Genomic DNA, 22,460 nt, shown 5'->3' with positions numbered 1-22,460 from the left:
AGGACAGCCTTTTTTTATATCTCTTTTTGCAGGCGAAGTGCCAGTAAATCTTGCAGGAGCAGTCTCGCTCCCTCTGGACTGATAACCAGCCCGCCGGATAGCACCTTATTGGAACACGTCACTTGTCCTGTTACGATGCAAGGTTTGTCCTGCCAATACGGCTTCATCACAATTTGGTCTTCTTCTCGATAAATCTCCATAAAATCTTGCGGATGAATGTTCAACCGTTTTCTCATCTCTGTCGGCAGGACGATTCTTCCAAATTTATCTATATATTTAACATAATCGTTATTTAACAAATTGCCCCCTCCTGCATCTCTAGATATGATATAAAAGATTCCCTCTTTATGAAGGGATTAAGCGATCAAATCGGTTAATCTGCAGGCTGTTCCAGTGACTAAATACGCTTCCCATATATGATATATCTGTTTGGTGCAGGACCAATATAGGAAAAAGGGTAACATGTGGTGAGGACAAGTTCTTCCTTTTCCTGTTGTAAAGTAATAATTGTTTGATCATCTTTCTTCACTATCTTTGTTTTCTCGATTTCATAGACAAAACGTCCATATGAAAGCTCGACAATCAATTGATCTCCTTTCACAAGTTCTCCTGTTCGTCTAAACACCGTATCACGATGCCCTGATAGAACGATTTGTCCGTGCTCGTTTGGAAAATAACTGTCATGAAAGTGACCAACGCCTTTTGCTAAATCATCTGCTTCTGTTCCTTCTACAATCGGTAACTCAGCTTTTAGTTTTGGGATGTGCAAAAGCCCAATCGCTTCACCAGTCTGCGGCGCAAAAGGGGAATCTGTTTGCCCCTTTTGCTGAATGGCTGCTTGTGCAGACTGAAATGACTGATCTACTTCTTTTTGTCCATCAACGATATTCAAATATCCTACAATCGCAAGACAAAGCCCTGCTATGATCATTATCGCTGAGATGAATTTTTGAAACATGACTGGTTATCCGTTTCTTTTTCTTCTATTCCAAAAGATCAGGGCTGCACCTATTAATACGAGTGCAAATCCTGCTAGTAAAAGGTTGTACATCGCAGTTGCAGTATTCGGAAGATGATGTCCAGGTGTATCCTGTTGTGGATCAGAAGGTTGATCTGGATTTGCTGGCACTTCTGGCACATTCGGTGGTTCTACTGTCGTTGAGTTTTCAGGTTTGTCTGGTTCATCTACATTCTCACCCTTCACGACTCCAATATTTTGAATGGTTTTACCTTCAGATCCTTTGACAGCCTTCGCCTCAAACGTTACGGTATGCCAATCGTTATCTTTGATATCGCCAAATTGACCAGTTACTTTGCCTTTTGTGTAATCTCCGTTGTCGTCATCTTTTGCATCTGTGACGGTTTGTCCATCTACTTTTAATGAACCTTCGACATATTGAAGACCTTCCGGCAGCTTATCTGTGATGACTAGATCTTTGATGACACTGTCTTCTACACTATTTTTTGTTTTGATGGTGTAAAGAAGAGTGTCGCCTGCCTGTACTTGTTTTTCATCTGTATTGCCTTCTGCTTTTTGAGAGATTTCAGATGTTTTTTCTGATTCAAGCTTTGGATCTCTTGGTCCAATTTTTGTTTCGGTCGTTGGTTCATCTGGCGGTGTGTTTTCGCCTGTTACTTTCGCTGTGTTTTGAATGCTTTTACCTGATTGGCCTTTAGCGACTTTCGCTTCAAAGGTCACTGTATGCCAGTCTGTATCTTTGATATCGCCAATTTGACCGGTTACTGTGCCTTTTGTGTAGTCTCCGTTGTCGTCATCTTTTGCATCTGTAACAGCTTGTCCATCTACTTTTAATGACCCTTCGACATATTGAAGACCTTCTGGCAATTCATCGGAAATCACGAGATTGTTGACGATGCTGTCTTCTTCAAGATTCTTTGTTTTGATTGTATACAGAAGGGTATCGCCTACCTGTGGTGTCTTTTTATCTGTGTTGCCCTCTGCCTTCTTTTGAATGTCCGCTGATTTTTCTGATGTTAGTTTTGGGTCACGAGGGTAAATTTTTGTTTCTGTCGTTGGCTCTTCTGGCGGTGTGTTTTCGCCTGTGACGCTGGCTGTGTTTTGAATGTCTTGACCAGCCTGTCCCTTTTCAACTGTTACTTCAAACGTCACGGTGTGCCAGTCCGTATCCTTCACATCACCAAAAGAACCTGTAACCTTTCCATCTGTGTAGTCTCCGCTATCATCGTCTTTTACATCCGTGACAGATTCTCCATCAACCTGAAGAGATCCCGTGACATACTTCAGTCCTTTTGGTAATTGATCTGAGATTACTAGATTTTCAACAAGGCTGTCTTCTTTCGTATTCTTTGTTTTAATCGTATAAAGAAGGGTATCGCCTACTTCTGGGTGTTTCTCATCTTTGTTACCTTCTGCTTTTTTCTGCAAGACCGCTGATTTTTCTGATTCAAGCTTTGGATCTCGCGGATAGATTTCTGTTTTTGTTGTCGGCTTATCCGGCGGTGTGTTGCCGCCTGTGACATTGGCTGTATTTTGAATGTCTTTACCAGATTGTCCTTTTTCAACCGTCACTTCAAACGTCACCGTATGCCAATCTGTATCCTTAATGTCGCCAAATTGTCCTGAAACGGTTCCGTTTGTAAAGTCTCCGTTATCGTCATCCTTTGCGTCTGTGACTGTATCTCCATCCACCTGTAGTGAATTCGGTACATACGCCAATCCTTCCGGAAGTTCATCTGAGATCACTAAGTTTTCAACGAGACTGTCTTCTTTCGTATTCTTTGTTTTAATTGTATAAAGAAGAGTGTCACCAACCTCTGGATGCTTCTCATCTGTGTTACCTTCTGCTTTTTTCTGCAAGACGGCTGATTTTTCAGAGGTCAGCTTCGGGTCACGCGGATAAATTTCTACATTCGTTGTCGGTTCATCTGGCGGTGTGTTGCCGCTTGTGACATTGGCTGTATTTTGAATGTCTTTGCCTGCCTGCCCTTTGTTAATCGTCACTTCGAACGTCACTGTATGCCATTTTGCATCTTTCACTTCACCGAACGTTCCAGTGACAGTTCCGTCTGTCATATCACCGTTGTCATCATCTTTTGTATCTGTGACTGGATTTCCATCTATCTGTAGAGAATTTGGTACATATGATAACCCTTGAGGTAACTTGTCAGAAATCACAAGATCTTCAATGACGCTGTCTTCAACAGCATTACGGGCTTGAATGGTATACAGTAATGTGTCGCCTACTTCTGGATGCTTCTCATCTGTGTTACCTTCGGCTTTTTTCTGTAAGACGGCTGATTTTTCTGATTCAAGCTTTGGGTCACGCGGGTAAATTTCTATGTTTGTTGTTGGTTTGTCCGGTGGTGTGTTTTCCCCTTTGACATTCGCGGTATTTTGAATATCTTTGCCTGCCTGACCTTTGCCTACCGTCGCTTCAAATGTCACTGTGTGCCAATCGGTATCTTTCACGTCACCTATTTGACCTGAAACAGTGCCGTTTGTATAATCACCTTTGTCTTGATCTTTTGCATCTGTTACGCTTGTTCCATCCACCTTAAGGGACCCTGAAACATACGTTAAGCTGCTTGGCAGGCTATCTGATATGATCAGATTTTTGACAATACCATATTGCACAGTATTTTTTGTTTTAATTGTATAAAGTAACGTGTCGCCTACTTCTGGATGCTTCTCATCTGTGTTACCCTCTGCTTTTTTCTGTAAGACAACTGATTTTTCTGATTCAAGCTCTGGAGGATATGGATCAAATTCTGGCTTTACTCGTGATGCTAAGTCGTAAGATAATGAATCACCTACAGTGCCCAAATATGTTGTACTTAATGTTTTCGCATCAAGTGTAAAAAGGGTGGAATGCCCAATGGAATCATTTAATCCTGACTGTAATAGCATTTGTCCATTTGGCAAGAAGCTAATCCCCCGAACGCCTCCGTCAATCGTTTTGCCATCCGCACTTTTAATTGGAATGACACGAATAACTTCTGCTGTATCAGGGTTCATTTGCGCGATGGCCCCACTGCCATTTGATGCGAACCAAAGATAGCCGTCCTTATCAACGACAAGATCTCCGCCAACGCCAGACCCAATGTCATAGCCTACGATTTTTTTGGCCGTTTTTTTCTTCGTAACTAAATCGTATGTTCCAAGGAAATACTCACCATTAGAAGCGTAAGAATATATATATTTATCTTGATACACAACGGCATTAGAAGCACCTTCTGGTAATTGGGCTACACTCTCTGCTTGCCCTGAGGTCGCATTTATTTTATATAGACTAGGGTTAGCGGTATTTGCAGTTGCATACACAACATTTTCTCGATCACTTACAGCAACACCATTCACTGCACCTATATCGATTCCCTTCACCTGTACACTAGCTTTTACGTTTGTTGGATTATTTCCATCAAGCTGCTGAAGAACTAGCGGTCTACTCCCAATAATATATGAATCCGTGTTATTGACAACCACCGTCCCAGCGGCTTTCGTAACAGCTGGTGAGACCGTTAATAAATTTCCAACGATCAGCACCAATATAAGAAATAATTGACTCGTTCTTTTCAATATATTCATTCTTTGACCTCCTCTTTTCCCTGCTTCATATCATAAAGGTATGTACCAGTTCACCTCCCACACTTTGGTAAAGAATATCAGTAACATTTGAAATGCCTCAACATGACTAAATGACTATTTTCGACAAAAATAGACTTTTAGAACTATACACCTCTCGTCATTTGATCTGTCTATGTTTTTTCCAAAAAAATAGCCTTTTTTCATCTTAAATCCCCTCATATATCTATCTTTATAAACAGGTCTTATGATATGAATTACATACAATCCTTTCTATTTAAAGATAAATATTCTTTAATTGGGTGTAGATTATTTTTTTGGCAAAATATATTGAATTATTTTCTTTTTTTCTTAAAGATAGGAAATTAATGGCTTGGTTTGTCAAAAAAAACAATCCGAAAGTCATACTGCTTGTTTTGCCGTTTTGACCTTTACAATTCGAAAAAATTATTTTTGAAGTAAGCGATTACAATTAGGCTAAGCCATTTAAAGGGGTGTGAGAGTATGTTACGATGGAAATCGAGTGTTTAAGAAAGAAGGGAATGCTTTTGAAGCGGGAACATCTTTTACGTTGGTTTTTTTATTTTGTTGGATTGATCGTACTAGCTTTTGGACTATCGCTGACAGTGAAAGGGAAGATCCTTGGGATTGGTCCTTGGGACGCTTTCCACTACGGACTGTTTCAGCATTTTGGACTCACAATTGGACAATGGTCCATTATTATTGGTGCACTTATTGTGACACTGACTTCTATTTTTACGAAATCATTTCCAAAGATCGGCGCTTTACTGAATATGGTGCTGATTGGCGTGTTTATTGATTTCTTTAATGCGATATTACCTGCGCCGCACGGATATTTACCGGCCTTATATGTATTTATTACAGGTGTTGTTGTTTCTGGATATGGCGTTGGCATTTATGTTTCAGCTAATCTTGGCGCTGGGCCACGGGACTCATTAATGCTGCTCATCTCAGCGAAAACGGGACTGAACGTACAGTGGGTTCGAAATGGCATTGAGTTAACAGTGCTTTTGTTTGCATGGATGCTCGGTGGACCGATTGGCATTGGAACGATTTTGACTGCGATCTTCACAGGTCTTGTCCTTCGTTTCTCCTTGCCTCAATCAACACGGCTTCTGGAGCTGCTCATTACAAAAACAGCCGAGAAACCTGTTCAAACCCTGACTAGATGAGAACAAGCCATTCTATAATTAGAATGGCTTTTCTTGTGCTAAAATAAATAAACAGAATATTCACACACAGGAGATGAGACCTATGCAGCTTTTCCACTATCATTACTGGACACCATTTGTTGAAGAGACAGAGCAAGCATATCGTTCGCTAGGCTTTGAGGTAAAAGGTCGTTTCACAAAAAGTGGCTCCTTTCATCCCCCGCTCACTTGGGAAGATTTTAGAGAAGAGCAGCCCACCTTTCGGATCATCGAAATGAGAAAAGGTCAGATCAATATCACTTTTGGCTATAGCAAAAAAGTCCTTTTTGATCACATCGGCTTTCTTGTCTCAGACGAAGAATATGCTCAGCTGCTTGCACAAGCTAAAGAACTAAACTGGCCAATCCAAGCTGGGGAACGGAGAACGTTTCTTTCGACACCTCTTCGTTTAAGGCTTGAGTTACAGCGGCGTACAGATGTCATTGAAACGGGAACCGATGCGCTGCACGCTATGACAATTGCTGTTCCTGATTTGTCACAGACACCTAAAGTGGATCAGCTGCTATCACCTTTGCATCAGCCCATTCACTGGCAAAAAGGTGAACAGCTTTCCCTGCTTAACGTGATTATGACAGATGATGATGGAGTTGATACAACTGATCCGAATGGTGTTCACATCGTGAAACAGACGTAAAACAGCGAGGCTCGCTGCCTCTTTACGTTAATGGACCCTTTTAAGCGGCACTCTTCAATGGTACAATCAATGTAAAAAATTAGAGGTTCGTTATGAAGATATTTGCTATCAAATTACAACACTTAGATGAAATTGATGCACAACAACAAATAGAGCGGCTGAAACCCTTTGTGTCATCTGAAAAGCGTGCTGCGGCTGAACGCTTTCGTTTTTTGATCGATGCAAGAAGAACCTTGTTAGGTGAGGTGCTGGTTCGTCAAACGATCCATGATATGTACGATCTGCCTATGGATCGGATCGTTTTTGAAACTGAGGGCAATGGCAAGCCTGTTGTCCGGCAGCTTCCTTCTTTTCATTTTAATCTTTCTCATTCTGGCGATTGGGTCGTTTGCGCAGTAGATGATGCACCTGTTGGCATTGATATTGAGGAAATCAAACCTATTGATCTGGCGATTGCCAAACGATTTTTTTCAGCGGATGAGTATCAGGATTTACTCTCACAGCCGGCAGAACGGCAGGAAGCGTATTTCTTTCATCTATGGTCAATGAAGGAGGCCTTTATCAAGCTCACTGGAAAAGGCTTATCCTATGGGCTTTCGTCCTTTACAGCCCGTCTGTCAGAGGATGGACAGGCTGCGTTGACATTACCTGATCATGAAACACCTTGCTTTGTTCAAACTTATTCACTTGACCCTGCCTACCAAATGGCGGTATGCACACGAAAGTCTGCTGCGGCTGAAAGCGTAGAGAAAATCACTTGCAGTGATGTGCTGTCCCGTCTTTAATAACGCGTGCTTTGCTGAAATACCGTCTTTAATAGATCGACTCCACGTGTGATCTGCTCTTCTTTCACCTGCCAGATGTTCAGCTGAAGAATGGGGTCCTTTTGATAGGCCTGTAGGTAATGGCGGTCAATTGGCTGAATGGAAACAGATGCCTTTTTCAGCTGCTGAATGAGCTGGTTCATGGGAATCGACCGGTCGACACGTACATGTGTATGGGTAGCTGGTTCCCATTCTCCCAGCTGATAAGCGCTTTGATCATTTTTTAAACTTGCCACGAGCTGCTTGGAGCGGTTTCGATAGCTCGCCCGCATCCTGTCTCTATGCCGCTCAAACATCCCGCTTTTTAAATAGATTTCTAAGGCTGCCTGGGACAGCATGGAGCTGTCGATATCAATCAGCCGTTTGTGTTCGCTAAAAGGTGTAATCAGTTCTTCAGGTAAGACGACAGCTCCTGTTCGCAGTCCCGGAAAAATGATTTTAGAAAAGCTTTTCAAATAAATAACCTTTCCTGCCTGATCGTATGAATAGATCGGGTCTCTTTTTGTGTCGAATTCTAAATCTGCTAGATAATCATCCTCAACAATGTAGACATCATATTTCTCAGCAAGGGCTGCAATCGCTCTTTTTTCTTGCTTTGATAAACTCGTTCCAAGCGGGTTTTGAAATCTTGGCATCGTATAGAAAAAACGAATCTCCTCTTCTCGAAAGATACGTTCTAATTCGATCAGATCGATCCCTTTTTCCGTCCGTTGAATTCCGCGCACAGGCAATTGGTTTTTCTCTAAATATTGGAGATATAAGTGATACCCCGGCTGTTCGACTAGTATGGTTTGTTTTCCATTCGGAAAAGGGATGGTGCTTAAAATGGATAACGCGAGCTGAATACCAGAGGTCATGACGATCTGTTCTGGATGAGCAAACACTTGATAATCCATTAATCGCTTTGAAATGACTGGCAGCAGGGATGGTAAGCCGTTGGCTGTGCCGTAAATAAATAAGTCATTTTGATATAAATCGATCGCTTGGTTGATGCAGTGCTGGAAATCGACATATGGAAACACAACGGGATCAGGAGCAGATGAAGCAAAATCAATCCATGTGCCGTCCTGCTTACCTGCTGATTGCTTCGTTTTCACGACATAATAGCCGCACCTTTCTACAGAATACAGCAGATGTTCACGCTCCAATGTCTCCAGCGCTTTGATGACAGTGCTTTTACTCACTGCATATTGAGCCGCTAAGTGGCGAATGGAGGGAATTTTCATTCCAGCGCTGTACTCACCTGAATCCATTTTTTCTTTTAAACTCGAGACAAGCTGATCATATTTCCTCACGCCTTTTCCTCCTTGTACCGGTACAGATATCATGTTCTCTTATTGTACACGTTAGATGATCCGATTACGATAGAAGAACAGAACCGGTCAATTCATTTGAAGCATGCATGCTCATGTAAGGAGTCACGTTATGAATATGTCAAAACAAAAAGCGTATGCTGCCGCGGTCGCATACGCCTCTATCATTGGTTTTTCCTTTTTGTTTGTCAAAATAGCATTAGAATCAGCAAATCCAATCGATTTATTGGCACACCGCTTTACTGTTTCTTTTGCAGCCGCTTTATTGCTGTATCCGTTTCTACGAAAAAAGTATCGCATATCCATTCAATGGCGTGATCTCATTTATATCGTACCGTTTTCCTTGCTTTACCCTGTTTTGTTCTTTGCTTTTCAAGTGTGGGGATTGATGTATACATCTTCTTCAGAGGCTGGCATCATTCAAGCGACGATTCCCATTTTGACGATGCTGCTGGCAGCCTGGTTTTTAAAGGAACGTGCGACATGGATACAAGTGCTGTTTACCTTTCTTTCTGTGTGCGGGGTGATGCTTCTCTTTGTCATGAAGGGAATTGATGTTAAGCATTCTCATTTCATCGGCTATGTACTGATTTTACTTTCAGCCCTGTCATCCAGTGCATATAGTGTGTTTGCCAGAGTGATTACAAAACGATTCCATGTGATCGAACTCACCTTTGTGATGACCTTCTTTGGCTTTGTCTTTTTTAATGCCGCTGCGCTTATTCGGCATTCGATCAATGGGTCATTGCCTCAGTTTTTCAGTCCATTTACAGAAGCATCCTTTGTATGGTCGATGCTCTTTTTAGGTATTCTTTCATCGCTTCTCACGGCGTATTTATCAAACTATGCACTCTCGCAGCTTGAAGCGGCAAAGGTCAGCATCTTTAACAATTTATCCGCGTTTATCACGGTCGCCGCCGGGGTTCTCATTTTACACGAAACGATTGATTGGTATCATCTCCTCGGAGGGGTGCTGGTCATTGGCGGGGTGATTGGCGGGAATGTGGTGAAGAAACAGCATTCATAAGAAAAAGCGGCATCTTTATAGAGAGCCGCTTTTCTTATGTCCTATTAATTGTTGATAGTCTTGTATAAGCTTCTTTTTTCGTCCAAATTAAATATCATATTTAATAAAATAAGTGATTTCACCTTGTATTTCATAGCTAGTTACTGAAGTAATGTCATTATCAATATAAAAAATAGATTTATGGGCTATTAATTCTCGAGTAATTTTACTACCTTTTCTCATATTCCATCAAACTACTACTAAATCTTTCGTTACAGAGAAATAAAATACAGTATAAAAAACCCGTTTATTAAATATCCTTTTTTTGTATAATACGGGCATATAAGCAAGGGAGGGGGTGTTAATTATGGAATTGAGTTTAAAAAATAGATTTTTTGCAATTGTAGGCTTGAGTCTTATTTTCACTCTAACTTTGACAACTATGATTTTATTGACTCTTGAACCAGTTACACCTTTTGCAAATCTAGTAGCAAACTATCCTCAAATACCTGGCTGGGCTATAACTTCTGTTAGTGCAATTCTAAATGCTGCAGGTACAGTGGGTGCTGTTGCTGCTGTCTTAGGTACTTTTGGACTTGGTGCTATTGCTTCTCTGGTCATTAGTTATGCTAGAAAATACGGAGTGAAATACGCTATTTCTTTCTAAAAAAGATTTAATAGAGAAGGTGTAACAGCCTTCTCTATACACCTTTAAAATGGAAGTGTTGTAAATGCATAAATATTTAACATATACAAAAATCTTGTTAATCAATGATTTAAGAAGACATCATCGAAAAAATGCTCTCATTTTTGTATTTTTTGCTTTTTTATACATAATAACACCACTATTACTAGGTATATTAACTCCTTTTTTCGTTAAGGATTTATCAATAATTTATTTATCGCTGTTTATATTTATGTTTACAGTTAATATTGATAAGAGTTTGATGAGAATACTTTTCTCCTCTGATAAAAAACAGATGGCTATTTTAAAAGTTCATCTTGATCAATACATTTTCGGCAAAGATATGAGTAAGTTTTTCAGCACTATTGTGGGTGTATTATTCTTCATATTAGGGTCCTACTTAGCAAACTTAATTATAAATGGGTATGAGGGAGCTTTTACAATAGCAGCTCTCGCCGCCACTTCTTTTATTTTAGGTTACTTACTTAGATTACACGTCTTGTTGCTACTTTCTAATCCAAAGTTTTTCTCAATTTCATCGAGCATTGGTTATATAACTACAGGCCTCATTGCTCTATGGGTATTCACTGTATTTAGATTCAATTTATTAACAAATTCTTTATCTAGTTATTCAATATATTTTATTTTAACCTTCACATTCATTAGTTTATTGTTATTGATGAATTGGAAGAAAAATGTTCGTAATGTACCAATTTTTAATTCCCAAAAAGAATTAAAAGAAAAACGAAAAAGAACATCTAGAGAGTTTAATCATATTTTGTTTTATGAAATTACGCTTCTCATGAGAAATCCCCCTATTCAATGGTCAGTATTATTATTCATATTAACCTTATCTGGGGGGTTATTTGGTCTAATTCTTTATGGTGTTAATACAAATCAGCTTGAAACATTGAATATAGAAAATGATTTTTTGTTTATTTTTAGTGTAATTTTTCCAATGATTATTATATCGAATGCAATACAACCATATGTCTCTTTTGATATTGATGGACCCATTCTTCCTTTAAAACAGAATCTACCTAACTTAGTGAAAAATAAAATTAAAAATAAGATAATTTTATCTATTATATTACACTTGTTTTTTTGTATTTTATATATCATTTTTTCAAGCTTTGTATTAAAACTAGATCAGCCTTTTTACGTGATGATTACTTTAATAAACACTTGCATTCTCGTCGGTATTTGTACTGTCGGTTCTACTGTTGTATTTCCTTATTTTAATTGGGAATTTGTTTATCAAGTTCCAAGTTCTCTTAGTAAATTGACTTTAAATATTTGTTATGGATTTATTCTAGCTTTATCAGTGATTTCCTCATACAGCACAGTATATTTCATTTTAACAAATTCTGTTATGGCTGCTTGTTCATTCATCATTTTATTTTTAATGATTAAATTTTGGGATAGAACAATCAACAAAAACTACAAATCATTTAAAACATTATTTGAGTGAGGGATTGTATGTTATCAATTCAAGGTCTAATTAAAGAGTACAAAGAGTCTAACTTTAAAGTTATGATCCCTGAGATGCATTTCCAAGAGGGTAGAATTATCGGACTATTAGGTAAAAATGGTGCTGGAAAAACGACTATTTTAGAAATGGTAGCTGGATTGATAAATCCTGATGAAGGTCAAATATTAATAAATCATAGTAAGCAAAATTTTTCTTCTGTCGGATATATGGAAGACGATCCAACTCTATTTGAAAACTTAACCTGTTTTGAACTTGTAAAATATCAATCTATGCTTGTAGAACAACCTTTAGAAAATGAACAAATCAAGGATTTATTGAGCAAATATGGATTAGAAGAACAAACTCACCGCCGTTCCTCTGCTCTTTCAAGAGGTATGAGACAAAGAATGTCTTTTATATTAACAATATTACATCATCCAAACATTATTTTATTAGATGAGCCATTTACAGGTCTTGATCCTACTAACATGGCTGACATGAAAAAACATTTAAGAAATTTCAGAGATGCCAACAAAATCATTTTGCTCTCCACACATATCATTCAATTTGCAGCAGACTTATGTGATGAAATCCTTTTTATTGATAATGGTAGTATTATTCACTCAGAAAAAAAATCTTCAGGAGTGACTTTTCATGAGGATCAGCTCGAAAAGAAATTTTTTGAAAAATTATCTTAAAAATTTTTCAGTTTTTATCATATTATTTTTAGGAGGTTTTAGTTTAAGTATTTTTGCTTCAACATTTATAGATAGTATAGATTTTAAAAACAACATTGAGATTCATAGCTATCTAGACATTTTTTTTAATAATCTTTTTGTGTCACTCCTAATATTAATATCTGGAATAGTTAGTTTAGGTTTGTTATCTAGCATGATTATTTTTCTAAATGGTTTTTTCTTAGGTGCATTTTTTATATCGTATACCTATATATATGGATTTGATATAGCATTATACTATATTATTTTCCACGCTCCGATGGAGATTGTCGGTTTGTTCCTTTTTTATTTTGTCTCTTTTGATATATCAAGACAGATTATAGGATATATCATATCTAAAAACAAAATTTCATTTAAAACAAAAGGGAAAATCTATGCTAGTCAGCTTATAACCGGTGTTTTCTTATTATTTATTGCTTCGATGGTTGAATTTTATTTTATAAAAATTTGATATTGTTAAAGGGTGCTATTATGAAAAAACACATTTTATTAGTATGTATGCTTTCTGGTATAATAGCTTTCATCCTTTCTATATTAAAAATGGATGAAATAAATAAAAATCTACTAGAACTACAACTTGATGGGAATCAAGATGTAATTGAAGTTAGTAAGTGGATAGGTATTTCACTTGCTGTGATTGGAGAAATATTTAAGCCAATGATTGAAGTTTTATTTTTTTCATTAGTCATTTTTTTAAGTTTTATTATTTTTGGAATAAAAGATTCCTATAAAAATATTTTTAAAAAAGGGATATTAGCTTACTATTACATTTTACTAGGCAACTTGATTGTTATTATTTTATACCTATTTAAGGTATCTAATGCTGAACGCACGATTACACTTCCATTTTTATGGAACATCAACATTTTCGTTATAGTCGCATTTAGTGTGTGGTGCTATTCTTACTTAAAAGATCAAGAAAATAGAAGTTATAAATTTTACATCCCATTCGTTTTATTATTCTTATTTTCATTAGCTATATCAGCGTTTTCAAGTATTATTCCTCAGTAAAAAACGACCCTATTGATGGGTCGTTTTTTCTTAATTCTTGATCAATTGCTGCTGGGCTGTTAGCTCAATCACATGTCTCATCTGCTCTGCAAATGGCTCAAGGTGTGTGTTGATGTACATGTGGCCTCCATCGAAATTGGTGCGTTCGATGGTTTTTGCCCATTTTAACCAGCCGCTTGCATCCTGCATGCATTTCTCATCTTGCCTTCCATTGAATAAATAAACAGGTGTGTCGATAATCGATTGATCTGTGTGCTGGAAGGTTTCTAGTGCCTTGTAGTCTGCACGCAATGACGGCGTAAAGTAATCCATCATTGGTTTGTTCTCTAGTAATTCCTTTGGAATCCCGCCCATTTCGGCAATATGCTGTACAAATGCTTCATTGGATAAATGCGTCAGCATCTGCCGTTTTGTTTGCGGAGGCTGAATGGCTGAGATCACCACTGCTGCAGGATAAATTCCTTCCTTTTCTAGCAGCTGGGTTAGTCTGTATACCACAAGCCCTCCCATTGAATGTCCAAACAGAATAAATGGGCGGTTCAATTTGTCCGTAAGTCCTTCTTTATACAGCTCTGCCAGCCGGTCAATGCTTGATTCAAGCGGCATGAGATTGGTGCCGTGCCCTGGGGGCTCTACTGCTGTGACTTCGGCCACGTCTTTTAGCTGTTCAAAGAGCGGACGGTATGAGGCGGAATATCCGCCGGCAAAAGGAAAACAAATAAGCTGAATGAGATCTGATTTTTTTTCAAAGGTTTTCAATAACTGATTCATACGTCTTTACCCCTTTATAATCGTTTGAAGAATCCGTGCCAGTTCATCTGCCTGCGGTCTTTTCATCATGGTGACATGGTCGCCTTTGATGTGGTAATACGAGCACGACTCTTTCGTATAAGCCTCCCAATCTGCGAACTTCTTCTGGAAATCGCTTGCGTGATCACTGCTTTGGACAATATAAAATGGCACAGGGAATGGTTCTTTTTCTAATTCAATGGCTTGTGACATGATCGTATTATGCGTTTGCATTTGCAAATATTTATCTAAATATTGATCATTCATGAATTGATGAACAACTTCATCCTTTTCTGCCTCTTTGAGAATTTTCTGCTTTACTTCTTGGAAGCTCAATCCTTGTAAAGCTTCTGGCTGAATGCCGACCAGGTTCCCCATTCCAAGGACAAGTGCGAGCATTTTTACTTCTTCTTCGTTCATATCGGCATGAAGTGCCTGATCTGCCTCATCTCTTAGCACTGGCACCGTATCTAAAATGATGAGTCCTTTCGGTGCTTTTCCTGCATGGCAGAGCCGCTGATTCATTCCGTAGGCAAGATGCCCGCCCATTGAATGCCCTGCGAGATAGTCAATCCCCGGACGGTAGAACGTCTCAATAGCTTCAATAAAAAGGGTCACAAGCTCCGTATAATGGAGGAATTGCGGCTCTTCATCCTCATATAGTCCAGGAGACTGCAAGGCATACACAGCCCCTTGATGTGTCATGAGCTTAGCAACATCAATATAGCCCATCACTGTTCCACCAGCAGGCGGCGCGAAGAATATTCTCGGTTCGGCTGGATCGCCTTTTTTCAGCTCGATCACGTAGTCCTTCGGAGACCTTTCAACGTTCTCAGCGGCTTCTGGCACTGCGTCCAAATGGGCTGCTAATTGCGCAGGCGCCGGGTGCATGAAAATCCATTTTGGATCAACACGAACACCTTTTTCTTTTAATTTGGCCACAGCCTGAATACTCATAATGGAATCGCCGCCCAGATCAAAGAAGGAGTCATGCATACCTACTTGCTTCACACCAAGCACTTCCTTGAAAGCTGCGACAATCCGCACCTCCGTTTCGGTGACCGGTTTGTCGTCATCATCGGAAAGGGAAATTGTTTCTGTTGGCTCTGGCAGTGCTTTTTGATCAACCTTCCCGTTCGTTGTCACCGGCATTTCATCCAGTACGACAAAGTAACTTGGAATCATATAGCCTGGCAGGCTTTCCTGCAAAAAGGCTTTCCAGCCCGGAACAGGATTTTCTCCATCTGTCACAAGGTAGGCCGCCAGCCGTTTTGAGCTGCCATACGTTTTGGCGATGACTGTACATTCTTTGATTTGCGGATGCTTGAGCAGGGCTGTCTCAATTTCTCCGCATTCAATTCGGTAGCCTCTAATTTTCACTAGATGATCTTTTCGGCCGAGATATTCAATGGTGCCATCTGATCGCCATGTACCAAGGTCGCCTGAACGATACAGTTTGTCTCCCTTTAGTTCAGGGAAAGGATTGTCAATAAACCGCTCCTTTGTCTGCTCTGGATCATGAAGGTAGCCTTTCGCAAGACCGGTTCCACCGATATAAATTTCTCCTTTGACGCCTGCTGGTACTGGATTGAGCGCATCGTCCAGTATGACGACAGTTGAATTCGACACTGGCACACCAATTGGAACTGATTTTGCGCCTGCTGGCACATGTGAGACTTGATGTGTTGTGGCTAATGTCGTGTTTTCTGTTGGACCGTAAGCATTGACTAGCACACCTTCCATATGCATCAATGCCTTTCGTGCATGCTCACTTGACATGGCTTCCCCGCCAACGAGTAATGTGCGGTAGCCTGCCACACTTTTCGGATCGTGCTCTACCAGTCGATTAAATAAAGCGGTTGGCAGACAGTTGGCAGTCACTTGATACGTTTTGATGAATTGCGTTAATTCTTCCATATTCAGTGCTGCATATTTTGGGAGCAGAATCAGCTGACCGCCATTCAGCAGCATCCCCCATAATTCAAATGTAAAAGCATCAAAAGCATAGTTTGAGAGCTGAAGCATTTTGTCATCTGGACCGAGCTTTATATAATTTGTTTCTCTAACCAAGCGGACAACTCCTGCATGAGGGAGCATCACGCCTTTTGGTGTACCTGTTGAGCCTGATGTGTAGTTGACATAGGCTATTTGGTCTTCCCCTATGATCGATGCTTCTCTTTGATACACTGCATTTGTTTCTAGTATTGGCTTGTCCATGACAATCTTTGTACCTGTAAAGTCTACGAGACGATCTGCAAGATGAGACTGGGTGATGATCACATCGCTTTGCGTATCACGAACGATGAGACGGATGCGTGCATCAGGATATTCAGGTGACATTGGAACATATGCAGCACCAGATTTGACGATTCCTAGAACCGACACAATCATGTCAAAGGAGCGATCAAATAGCATCGGTACAAGGGAGCCTGGTCCAATTCCTTTTGACTGCAAGTAAGCAGCAAGCTTTGTCGCCTTTTCATCCAAGTCTTCATATGTCATGTGTTCATCCATATAGGACAAGGCAATACGATGCGGATGACGCTGCACCTGCTCTTCAAACAATTCTTGAAGCGTTCGCTTTGGATATGGCGTATCTGTTTGATTTTTGCCTAGAATCATGGCCGCCTGTTCCGCTTTGTTCATTAAGCAATAATCCGCAAATGTACGCTCAGGCTGTGCCGTCATGCCATCTAGCACATGGAGATAATAGTTCATATAACGATGAATGGTCTCTTGATCAAATAAATCCGTATTGTATTCCACCTGAATCGACAGCTGCTCTTCCTGTTCAAATACATGCAGGGTGAGATCAAATTTAGATACTGTATGATGGACCATCACATGTTCACTTGTCAGCCCTTTAAGGTTTACATCGAGCGAATCGGTGACATACCCCATTGCCGCCTGAAAAATAGGGGACCGGCTTAAATCTCTATCTAACGAAAGGTCATCGACAAGCTTGTCAAATGGATAATGCTGATGCTCAAACGCTTTTAATGTCATCTCTTTCACGTTTTCCAAGAGGTCGGCAAACGTCTCTGCTGTTGAGACGTCCTGTCTCAGCGCAAGTGTATTCACAAACATCCCAACGAGCTGCTCTGATTGCTTGGCATCCCGGCCCGCGATAGGCGATCCAATGATGATATCTGTCTGTCCGGACAGCTTGTGAAGCAGGACGTAGTACGCGGACAGCATCGTCATGAACAAGGTCGTGCCCTGCTGCTTGGACAAAGCCTGCAAGCGGCGGATAAGCGGTTCATCCAGTACGATTTGCTCTGTAGCACCGTTAAATGTTTGAACCGGCGGACGAGGACGGTCAAACGGCAGCTCCAGCACTGGAAGTTCACCTTGTAACGTATTGAGCCAATAGGCTTGGTCTTCTTGATGATGCTTTAATTGTTCATTTTCCCAATGTACATAGTCTGTCCATTCGATTTCTAAGGCTGGGAGCTGCGGCGTTTCATCTGCAAGCAGCGCTTCATATGCCACTTCTAATTCCTGAATGAGCAGGCTGAGTGACCATGCATCTGAAATGATGTGGTGCTGCGCGCAAAGGAGATAATACTCCTCCTTGCCCATATCTACTATCGTCCACTGCGCAAGAGGTCCTCTTTCTAAATCATAAACGCGGTCTGCCTCTTGCTGAATGAGCTGCTTGAGTCTTCTCGCTCTTGTTTTTTCATTAAATAACGAGAAATTTGCCACAGTCACAGATGGCGGAAGGTCTTCACGTATAAGTTGAACCGGCTTGCCGCCAAGTGATTTAAATACTGCCCGAAGTGCTTCATGCCGCTTTGTTAAAAGGCCAATCGCTTTTGTTAATGCTTGAACGTGTAATGGTCCTGTCAGCTTCCAAGCACCTAATATATTGTAATGATGGTTCTTTTCTAATGTCGATAAGAACCAAATACGCTTCTGGGCATGTGACAGCTCATAGCTTGTTTGCTTTTCAAGCTTTGGAATTTCCGCTTCCTGAACGGCTGGCGTTCCTTTGATGTCATCAACCATTTGCGCCAGATGTGCCAGATGTTTGCTTTCAAATAATATTTTTAAAGGCGCCTTCATTGAAAATTCATGATTGATCCGAGAAATGGTTTGAGTCGCCTTTAGTGAATGCCCGCCAAGGTCGAAGAATTGATCCTCTTTATACACACGATCTACTTCTAAAATGTCCTCCCAGATGGCGGCAAGAAGCTGCTCTGTCTTCGTTTCTGGCAATTGCTTTTCAAGGCTTTGTCCGTTTTTGCCATGATTCAATTTGAGTGCTTCATAATCAATAGAGCCATCTTGCTTTTTCGGTATTTCCTGTACTTGCTGAATGTCCCATTTGCCTTTTGAGATGCTCGTGATCTCTTCAACATGCACTTCTTTGCCAGGCTGAACGGTGTAAAAAAGCTTTTTCTCAAAGACCGGTATTGGAGCTGGCTGAAGATACCCGGCGATGTCTGGATTTGCTCCGTCCAGACCAATAAACAGATGCGCTTCATTGAGCCGGACACCTAAACATAATGAATGGAGACCTTGTTTCTTTCCAATCAATTGAAATCCCTTGCGAACGGTGAGAGCTGCTCCGGTATGACCCTTAGACAAACCGAGATTATCCCACATACTAAAGTTCAAAGAGATTGCTCGTCTTCCTTCTTGAAAGGTGAGAGCGTGCGCGAGTCCATCTAAAAAGCTGTTGGCCGCAGAGTATGCCCCAAATGTTGTGCCGCCAAAAAAGCCATTGACCGATCCAAAAAAGACAAGCGGTACTGTCGGATCATACTTAAAGGCTTCCTGCAGGACCCATGCTCCGTCTGCTTTCCCTGACATTTCTTTTGTGAAATCCTCTTCTGACGTATGAGCCAGTGTATACTTGTCCGCCTGCTGAAAATGCTCAGACACATTACCAGCACCGGCCAAATGCAGCACACCCCGGATCGATTGTCCAAAGTGCTTTTCTGCTTCATAAATCGCCTGTTCAACTTCACGTAAATCGGTCACATCTGCTTGGATATAAATGACGTCACCAGCATCTTTTAGCTGTGACAAGGCTTCTTTCTTTTCCAAGCTGTCTTCTAGAGATGTCCGTCCGATCAATACGAGTTTCAAGCCAAATTGGAGCATTTGCTTAGACAGCTCAAACCCAATTCCGCCAAGTCCTCCAGTTAATAAATAAAGACCTTCATATTCTAAAAAACCTTCTGTTTGAGGCGCTTCGATCATATTGACTTTTTCCAGCTTTGGTACGAATCTGTCCCCATTTCGGTAAGAAACCTCTGCTTTTATATGAATCGCAGACAATTCTTCCGCAATATGCTTGGCATCCTGTTCTACATTCTCCGCTTCAATATCAAGATGAGACACCTCTGCTCCTTCCCATTCTTGGGGAATGGTTTTTAGCAGACCTGCAAGCGGCGTTTTCTCCACATGAAGATCATCTTCAGGCTTCACAAATTGACCACCTTTTGTCACAACGACAAGACGGATGGGCTCTTTATTTGCTTGTCTCAAGGCTTGATACAAGTACAAAATGGATTGATTGGTACTGGCATGCAGCTCTTTGAACTGCGCAGGATCAACGATGTCTTCTTTGTCTGACACATTCCAAAGATGGAGCATACGCCCGATCTTTAGTTCATCTGCTTCAAGTGCGGCAATGAGCCTGACGTAATCCCCCTTGATTCTCGGATTTATCTGGTACATCCCTTTGGACAGACGCAAAAATTCATGCCCTTTTCTCACAGAAATATATGGCTGTTTCTTTTGCTCAAATTGGGCGTAAAGCGATTGATACAGCCCTTTTTCATCCTCGAAAACGAGTGCATGATCAGTAAAAGGCTGAGTTGGACCGATATGCTCCTTAGCCCACATGCGTTTGAAAAACCAGTCTGGGAGTGTTTGTTCATTTTCAGAAGCAAGATCCAGTGCTTGTTCAATGTCACGGAAGGCTCCATCTTTTAGTGCTGCGCCTAACTGGGCACGCTGGATTTTCCCACTCTCCGTTTTTGGAAATTGGTCTTTTTTCACCGGAATGATGTGATCAGGCTCTATGCCGATTTTTCGAATGATGGCCTCTCTTATCTGTTGAATTAACGCGATTTGTTCCTCTATTGAATCCCTTTGTGAGACAAAAAAGACGGCAAGCGTGTCATTGCTTGATTCGGGATTATAAATGCCGTACGCAGCGGCAAAGGTGACTTCGACCCCGTCCACCTCTTCTACAACCGCTTCAATTTCGTAATTCAAATAGTTAGCGCCGTTGATAACAATGATGTCTTTTTCTCGACCTGTCAGAACGAGACGCCCTTCATGAATAAAACCTAAATCCCCTGTGTGAAACCAGCCGTTTTCCGCAAATACTTCTTGATTGGCTTCCTCATTTTGATAGTAGCCCATCATAATTGTTGGACTCTTCACCTGCAAGCGCCCAACCTGATCTTCTGGCAGCACCTCGTGATGCTCATCTACAATTCGAATCCATACAGACGGAATCGGCGTGCCGACTTCTGTAAACGTCATCTTGTTCGGATGATCGTGCGTCACATATTCGATCTCACTTGTTAACGAGGTCTGATCAATCGTCAGCTGTCCATCCTGTTCACTGTTCCGCATAAATTTCTTTGACTGAACAATGGCTGAGGATGTTTCTGACATACCGTAAGCAGGTACCATCGCATGACGGCTTAATCCGTGCTGCCCCATGATGTGCATGAAGCGCTGCGTGACTTTCGGAACAACCGCTTCGGCTGCATTCATGATATAAGTCAGAGTGGACAGGTCCCAGTTTCCCTTACGAATGTCGTCTTCATATTCATTCATCATGGCAAAGGCAAAGTTTGGTGCCCATGTCCTTGTGACCCCGTATGTTTCTACCCAATCCAGCCACACCATCGGCCGCTCGATAAATTGATCGATGGATGGACTTATCTGCTGGCAGCCAAGGTAGACGTCATGTACATGAAACATGACAATTCCACCAACATGATCAAGCGGCATCCAGTTAAGTGACACATCCTCATGTGTAAAGCCGTTTACCTGCTCAAAGGCCATAATTCTAGATAAAATGCTTTGATGATGATGACGGATACACTTTGGTACACCCGTACTTCCTGAAGACAGCAGCTGCAACACAGGCTCATCCGGCTCTGGCTCATAATGCTGTTCATCTGGTTCATACGCCAGCAATGTTTCAATTGTTAAGATAGGCACGACCTTTGCTTCAAATGTCTGACGCAGGCCAGCAATGTCCCCAGCACTTGCTTCATTCGTAATAATGAAAGGTTCATTTTGCAGCTGAAACACGCCCTTCAGCTTATTCACACCTTGATTCACTTCATCATAAACAGGCGGCACAGAGACTGGGGTCGGAATGATTCCTCCGAGAATACAGCCCCAGAACACCGTGATAAAATCTTGATGGTCTTTCAATTGAAGTAATACTTGATCGCCGTTTGACAGTCCTGCTGCCCTTAAGCCGGACAGAATCCGTTCAGCGCTAGTTAGTAATTCAGGATAGGTTTGGGTCAACGTACGCCCGCCTTCTTTCAAATAAGTCACCCCGCGGTCTGGTGACATAAAGGCTGATCGAATCAGCACCTCTGTCAGTGTGACAGGTGTGCCTGGTTTTTTGATCACATCTCCGCCATACACAAGTGCGGGCGGCTTTTCATGGACAGATGATTGTTTTGTTTCGCTCGCTTCACTTTTCGAAATCGGTTCGTTCCCTTGAGTACGCTGTCGATCAGGAAACAGGTCATCTAGGTGATAGGGCGTTTGTTTTTCTGACTGACTTTCAATGAAAGCGGCCGCTTCCGCTACTCCATCTATAGCTTTGGTGCGCTCTTCTATCTTTCTTAATTCATCTTGATCTATGATTTCAATTGAAAGCAGTGCCTCTTTGTCGACTGCTCCACTTTCTGTCTTTGGCAAAGAAGGTAATAAGACGAGAGCGGCTGGCACTTCATGAGGATGAAGCGGACCTTTCTTCAGATCCTCTCTTGTCAACGAAGCGTCCTTCGCCTGTGCAAATAGCACAAGCGATAGACTGCCTTCTTGATTTTTCTTCGGAATGATTGCACATTCCTTTAGCGGAAAATGAAGCATCATGACTTGCTCTAATGCTTTAAGATCTATCCGTTTTCCGTTGATTCTGACGATATGATTTGCTGCATGTCCTTTTCGTCTACTCACTAGCATCGTTCTTCTC

Annotated in this window: 15 protein-coding genes; 9 read left to right on the top strand and 6 right to left on the bottom strand. The window is 41.1% G+C overall.

Annotated features, from left to right (window positions below; all coding sequences use genetic code 11):
• Nucleotides 1–14 precede the first annotated feature (14 nt).
• The 3 genes from NSQ76_RS02285 to NSQ76_RS02275 form a co-directional block, all read right to left on the bottom strand.
• Nucleotides 15–299 (bottom strand): AbrB/MazE/SpoVT family DNA-binding domain-containing protein, encoded by a 285-nt coding sequence (locus tag NSQ76_RS02285; protein WP_024427292.1) that lies wholly within the window; start codon nt 297–299, stop codon nt 15–17.
• Between the two features lie 98 nt (nt 300–397).
• The gene (locus tag NSQ76_RS02280; protein WP_034622960.1) at nt 398–958 is read right to left on the bottom strand and encodes a class D sortase; all 561 of its coding nucleotides are present in this window, start codon (nt 956–958) and stop codon (nt 398–400) included.
• A gap of 6 nt (nt 959–964) precedes the next feature.
• Nucleotides 965–4,567 carry an isopeptide-forming domain-containing fimbrial protein gene (locus NSQ76_RS02275; RefSeq protein ID WP_341052144.1) on the bottom strand — a complete coding sequence of 1,201 codons (3,603 nt, stop codon included), beginning with the start codon at nt 4,565–4,567 and terminating at the stop codon, nt 965–967.
• Between the two features lie 545 nt (nt 4,568–5,112).
• Here NSQ76_RS02275 and NSQ76_RS02270 point away from each other — a divergent pair.
• The 3 genes from NSQ76_RS02270 to NSQ76_RS02260 all read left to right on the top strand — a co-directional run bounded on the left by NSQ76_RS02270 (nt 5,113) and on the right by NSQ76_RS02260 (nt 7,215).
• The gene (locus NSQ76_RS02270; RefSeq protein WP_024427289.1) at nt 5,113–5,757 is read left to right on the top strand and encodes a YczE/YyaS/YitT family protein; all 645 of its coding nucleotides are present in this window, start codon (nt 5,113–5,115) and stop codon (nt 5,755–5,757) included.
• An 82-nt stretch (nt 5,758–5,839) separates the two neighbouring features.
• Nucleotides 5,840–6,430, top strand: a complete 591-nt coding sequence (locus tag NSQ76_RS02265; RefSeq protein WP_024427288.1) for a hypothetical protein — start codon at nt 5,840–5,842, stop codon at nt 6,428–6,430.
• A 92-nt stretch (nt 6,431–6,522) separates the two neighbouring features.
• Nucleotides 6,523–7,215, top strand: coding sequence for a 4'-phosphopantetheinyl transferase family protein (locus NSQ76_RS02260; RefSeq protein WP_024427287.1), 693 nt, complete (start codon nt 6,523–6,525; stop codon nt 7,213–7,215).
• On the opposite strand, the gene NSQ76_RS02255 is transcribed toward NSQ76_RS02260, so the two are convergent.
• Nucleotides 7,212–8,549: an aminotransferase-like domain-containing protein gene (locus NSQ76_RS02255; RefSeq protein ID WP_341052137.1), complete on the bottom strand. Its 1,338-nt coding sequence runs from the start codon at nt 8,547–8,549 to the stop codon at nt 7,212–7,214. The genes NSQ76_RS02260 and NSQ76_RS02255 overlap by 4 nt on opposite strands.
• A gap of 130 nt (nt 8,550–8,679) precedes the next feature.
• Here NSQ76_RS02255 and NSQ76_RS02250 point away from each other — a divergent pair, with 130 nt between their 5' ends.
• The 6 genes from NSQ76_RS02250 to NSQ76_RS02225 all read left to right on the top strand — a co-directional run bounded on the left by NSQ76_RS02250 (nt 8,680) and on the right by NSQ76_RS02225 (nt 13,477).
• Nucleotides 8,680–9,594 (top strand): DMT family transporter, encoded by a 915-nt coding sequence (locus tag NSQ76_RS02250; protein ID WP_034622968.1) that lies wholly within the window; start codon nt 8,680–8,682, stop codon nt 9,592–9,594.
• Between the two features lie 346 nt (nt 9,595–9,940).
• On the top strand, nt 9,941–10,240 hold the full coding sequence (locus tag NSQ76_RS02245; RefSeq protein WP_024427284.1) for a hypothetical protein: 300 nt from the start codon (nt 9,941–9,943) through the stop codon (nt 10,238–10,240).
• 64 nt (nt 10,241–10,304) lie between these two features.
• The gene (locus tag NSQ76_RS02240; protein ID WP_087975287.1) at nt 10,305–11,729 is read left to right on the top strand and encodes a hypothetical protein; all 1,425 of its coding nucleotides are present in this window, start codon (nt 10,305–10,307) and stop codon (nt 11,727–11,729) included.
• An 8-nt stretch (nt 11,730–11,737) separates the two neighbouring features.
• Nucleotides 11,738–12,427 (top strand): ABC transporter ATP-binding protein, encoded by a 690-nt coding sequence (locus NSQ76_RS02235; RefSeq protein WP_041116637.1) that lies wholly within the window; start codon nt 11,738–11,740, stop codon nt 12,425–12,427.
• A complete protein-coding gene (locus NSQ76_RS02230; RefSeq protein WP_024427281.1) occupies nt 12,384–12,917 on the top strand; it encodes a stage II sporulation protein M in 534 nt (177 codons plus the stop codon). Before NSQ76_RS02235 ends, NSQ76_RS02230 begins: the two co-directional genes overlap by 44 nt.
• 20 nt (nt 12,918–12,937) lie before the next feature.
• Nucleotides 12,938–13,477, top strand: coding sequence for a hypothetical protein (locus NSQ76_RS02225; protein WP_135032834.1), 540 nt, complete (start codon nt 12,938–12,940; stop codon nt 13,475–13,477).
• A gap of 30 nt (nt 13,478–13,507) precedes the next feature.
• On the opposite strand, the gene NSQ76_RS02220 is transcribed toward NSQ76_RS02225, so the two are convergent.
• Together NSQ76_RS02220 and NSQ76_RS02215 are read right to left on the bottom strand one after the other, a co-directional pair.
• Nucleotides 13,508–14,248, bottom strand: a complete 741-nt coding sequence (locus tag NSQ76_RS02220; protein ID WP_135032832.1) for a thioesterase II family protein — start codon at nt 14,246–14,248, stop codon at nt 13,508–13,510.
• Between the two features lie 6 nt (nt 14,249–14,254).
• On the bottom strand, nt 14,255–22,450 hold the full coding sequence (locus NSQ76_RS02215) for an amino acid adenylation domain-containing protein (protein WP_341052125.1): 8,196 nt from the start codon (nt 22,448–22,450) through the stop codon (nt 14,255–14,257).
• Nucleotides 22,451–22,460: the final 10 nt, after the last annotated feature.

It is taken from the genome of Bacillus sp. FSL M8-0256 (genome assembly GCF_038005765.1).
In the GTDB taxonomy this organism is placed as follows: Bacteria; Bacillota; Bacilli; order Bacillales; family Bacillaceae; genus Bacillus; species Bacillus safensis.
The sequence above is the reverse complement of the archived record's forward strand: the minus strand, read 5'-3'. Positions and strand labels throughout refer to the sequence as shown.

What these genes read in the sequence shown, in the direction of transcription:
- NSQ76_RS02280 (WP_034622960.1), bottom strand. Translation starts at nt 958, where the DNA reads ATGTTTCAAAAATTCATCTCAGCGATAATGATCATAGCAGGGCTTTGT.
- NSQ76_RS02275 (WP_341052144.1), bottom strand. Translation starts at nt 4,567, where the DNA reads ATGAATATATTGAAAAGAACGAGTCAATTATTTCTTATATTGGTGCTG.
- NSQ76_RS02265 (WP_024427288.1), top strand. Translation starts at nt 5,840, where the DNA reads ATGCAGCTTTTCCACTATCATTACTGGACACCATTTGTTGAAGAGACA.
- NSQ76_RS02260 (WP_024427287.1), top strand. Translation starts at nt 6,523, where the DNA reads ATGAAGATATTTGCTATCAAATTACAACACTTAGATGAAATTGATGCA.
- NSQ76_RS02250 (WP_034622968.1), top strand. Translation starts at nt 8,680, where the DNA reads ATGAATATGTCAAAACAAAAAGCGTATGCTGCCGCGGTCGCATACGCC.
- NSQ76_RS02245 (WP_024427284.1), top strand. Translation starts at nt 9,941, where the DNA reads ATGGAATTGAGTTTAAAAAATAGATTTTTTGCAATTGTAGGCTTGAGT.
- NSQ76_RS02240 (WP_087975287.1), top strand. Translation starts at nt 10,305, where the DNA reads ATGCATAAATATTTAACATATACAAAAATCTTGTTAATCAATGATTTA.
- NSQ76_RS02235 (WP_041116637.1), top strand. Translation starts at nt 11,738, where the DNA reads ATGTTATCAATTCAAGGTCTAATTAAAGAGTACAAAGAGTCTAACTTT.
- NSQ76_RS02230 (WP_024427281.1), top strand. Translation starts at nt 12,384, where the DNA reads ATGAGGATCAGCTCGAAAAGAAATTTTTTGAAAAATTATCTTAAAAAT.
- NSQ76_RS02225 (WP_135032834.1), top strand. Translation starts at nt 12,938, where the DNA reads ATGAAAAAACACATTTTATTAGTATGTATGCTTTCTGGTATAATAGCT.
- NSQ76_RS02220 (WP_135032832.1), bottom strand. Translation starts at nt 14,248, where the DNA reads ATGAATCAGTTATTGAAAACCTTTGAAAAAAAATCAGATCTCATTCAG.
- NSQ76_RS02215 (WP_341052125.1), bottom strand. Translation starts at nt 22,450, where the DNA reads ATGCTAGTGAGTAGACGAAAAGGACATGCAGCAAATCATATCGTCAGA.